The sequence below is a fragment of the Nocardia carnea genome, assembly GCF_029868325.1.
GTDB lineage: Bacteria > Actinomycetota > Actinomycetes > Mycobacteriales > Mycobacteriaceae > Nocardia > Nocardia carnea_C.
This window is the reverse complement of record NZ_JARWNW010000020.1, coordinates 1-2,261: the sequence shown is the minus strand read 5'-3', so window position 1 is coordinate 2,261 and position 2,261 is coordinate 1. Positions and strand designations below refer to the sequence as shown.

General features: G+C 66.9%; 2 protein-coding genes and 1 pseudogene. 1 reads left to right on the top strand and 2 read right to left on the bottom strand.

The window, feature by feature from the left end:
- Window positions 1–148, bottom strand: a pseudogene (locus QH196_RS00570) (MurT ligase domain-containing protein); the annotation flags it as partial.
- A gap of 171 nt (window positions 149–319) precedes the next feature.
- Here QH196_RS00570 and QH196_RS00565 point away from each other — a divergent pair.
- Complete coding sequence (locus tag QH196_RS00565; protein ID WP_280413775.1) at window positions 320–934, top strand: histidine phosphatase family protein; 615 nt, start codon at window positions 320–322, stop codon at window positions 932–934.
- Here the strand turns inward: QH196_RS00565 and QH196_RS00560 are convergent, their stop codons facing one another.
- Window positions 935–1,834 (bottom strand): cutinase family protein, encoded by a 900-nt coding sequence (locus tag QH196_RS00560; protein WP_280413774.1) that lies wholly within the window; start codon window positions 1,832–1,834, stop codon window positions 935–937.
- Between the last annotated feature and the right edge of the window lie 427 nt (window positions 1,835–2,261).

The following is a 2,261-nucleotide window of genomic DNA, read 5'->3' as shown; positions in this document are numbered from 1 at the left end:
CACCCGCCCGGGGGTTTGGCGCGACCCCGGCGTCGGTCAGCCGCACCGCCTGATCGGGCGCGCGCGCCCCGGCGGCGACTACCTGCACGCCCTCTAAATGCTCTAATCGCACAACCCACAGCCACGACAGGTCCTCCCCGTCGGGGACCGAGCGCGTTCAGGCACGGGCCGGCGCCGGTGCAGCCATCGTGGCGACAGCATGCCGGAAATGCCGTGCCCTCCGGCTCGCACGACGATCCGGCAGGCCGGTAACCGTCCCGGCAGCTCCGGCCACCGGTACGGTTGGTCGGCCGTAGCGGCAATACGGCAGAGTGGACCCGTGCAGTTGATACTTGTTCGCCATGCCCAGCCCCTCCGGGTCGACAATGCGGGAGAAGCCGCCGATCCGGGTTTGGCCCCGATCGGCGTGGAGCAGGCCGAACGGGTACCGGCCGCGCTGGATCACCACCGGATCGTCCGGGTGATCAGCAGTCCACAGCGGCGGGCCCGGGAGACCGCGGCACCGACGGCCGCGAAACTCGGCCTCGACGTGGAAATCGTGGACGGTCTCGCCGAGTACGACCGCGAACTACCGTCCTATATCCCGATCGAAGACGCGAAAACGGAATTCCGCGATACCTACGACCGGATCAAGGAAGGCCATCTGCCGCTGCAGATCGATGCCGAGGCGTTCCGCCACCGGGTACGCGATGCGATCACCGATATCGCTTCCACCACGGCCGCGGCCGATACCGTGGTGATCTTCGCCCACGGCGGGGTCATCAACGTGACCCTCCAGGACGTCCTGGGTCTGGCCCGGCCGCTGACCTTCCCCATCGACTACTGCTCGATCACCCGGGTCCTGTTCTCGCGCACCGGTCGCCGCAGTGCGGCGACGGTGAACGAGAACGGCCACGTCTGGGAGTTGCTCCCCCGCAATATCTCGAACGGCTGATCAGGCCATACCCGCGATCCAATTGTGCATCCAGGTCAGCGCGGTCTGGCCGCCACCGACGCGGTAGCTGCCGTAGGCATGGTGTGATTGGGAACGGTAGAACGTTTCGAGTTCCTTGAACCGCTGCTCGTTGGCGCCTTCGGAAAGCTGTGCCTGCAGTGTGGGCACGCCGCCGTATTTCATCAGGTCGTTGACGATCGCCGCGGCCTCGAGCTGGTAGCGCCAGAGGTTGGCCGGGTTGGCATCGGAGCTCTGCGCCAGGAAACCGGCGAAGCGGGTGACGAAATCGTCCTGTGCCGTCGCGCAATAGAGATCGTCGGGAATGCAGACGGTGCGGGTGCGATCGCTGAGCCAGCCGAAGCCCCCGACCCGGGGCCCGGCCGCACCGGCGCCGGGCGCATGCGGGCCGACCTGGATATCGGCGGCGGCCCGGCGTGGATCGGAGATCAGCCCGACGCCGGAAATCCGTTCCGGCCGAATCGGCCCGAGTCCGGTACCGATCTCGGCCGCGAGATCACCTGCGGCGTGCGCACCTTGGCTGTAGCCGACCAGCGCGACATCGGTGTTTCCGCACCGTGCGGTCATATCGGCGATCAAACCGCGCGCATTGTCGACGGCCTCGTTCTTCGATCGGCCGTAGACATCGCCTTCCCAGGGAAACGCGGTGGCCGCGTAGCTCACGTAATCGACCTTCGCGGAGCTCGGTAGCCCGTCGGTCACATCGGCCAGCATGCCCGGTCCGGGGGTTTTCTCGTGACCGGTCTCCCAGGTTCCCGGAATCGCCACCACATAGAGGCTGGGGCACCCGGGCGCGGCCGTTGCCGTCGCTCCCGCGGCAACCAGACCCGACGCGACAGCCGCACACGCGCCCAGCGCTGCGGCAACCCTCTTGAACTGCATACTGCTCCAGTCACCCTGGCCCCGATCGTGGGGCGCTCCCGATTCCGCCGTCGCAAGGTGGACAACCGGCCGACGGCAGCCGATGCGTAACAGGTGAACAACAACTACGCGTCCACAAGTACACGATCGGATCACGATCAGGCGCCGGATCACACCGGGGATAACAATAGAGCCACACCACACCGACCGCCAGCCGAGATCACAAACGTGACCCGGACAAGACAACGGCGCGGGTAAAACCCAAAGGGGGGTACCCCCCCGGGGGGGTTTGGGGGGCAACGAAACGCCGGGCCCCGATCTCCGGGTAGGTACCCGTGCCGGGGTCGCGGCGGGCTTGGTGTCGATATTAGTATTAGACCAAGCGCGTAACAAGCAGATACAGCCCAGGGGACCCAGCGGTTACCGAAAAGGCCGGGGGGCCGCCAAT

Excerpts from the sequence above, each read along its gene's own strand:
- QH196_RS00560 (WP_280413774.1), bottom strand. The coding sequence starts at position 1,834 with ATGCAGTTCAAGAGGGTTGCCGCAGCGCTGGGCGCGTGTGCGGCTGTC.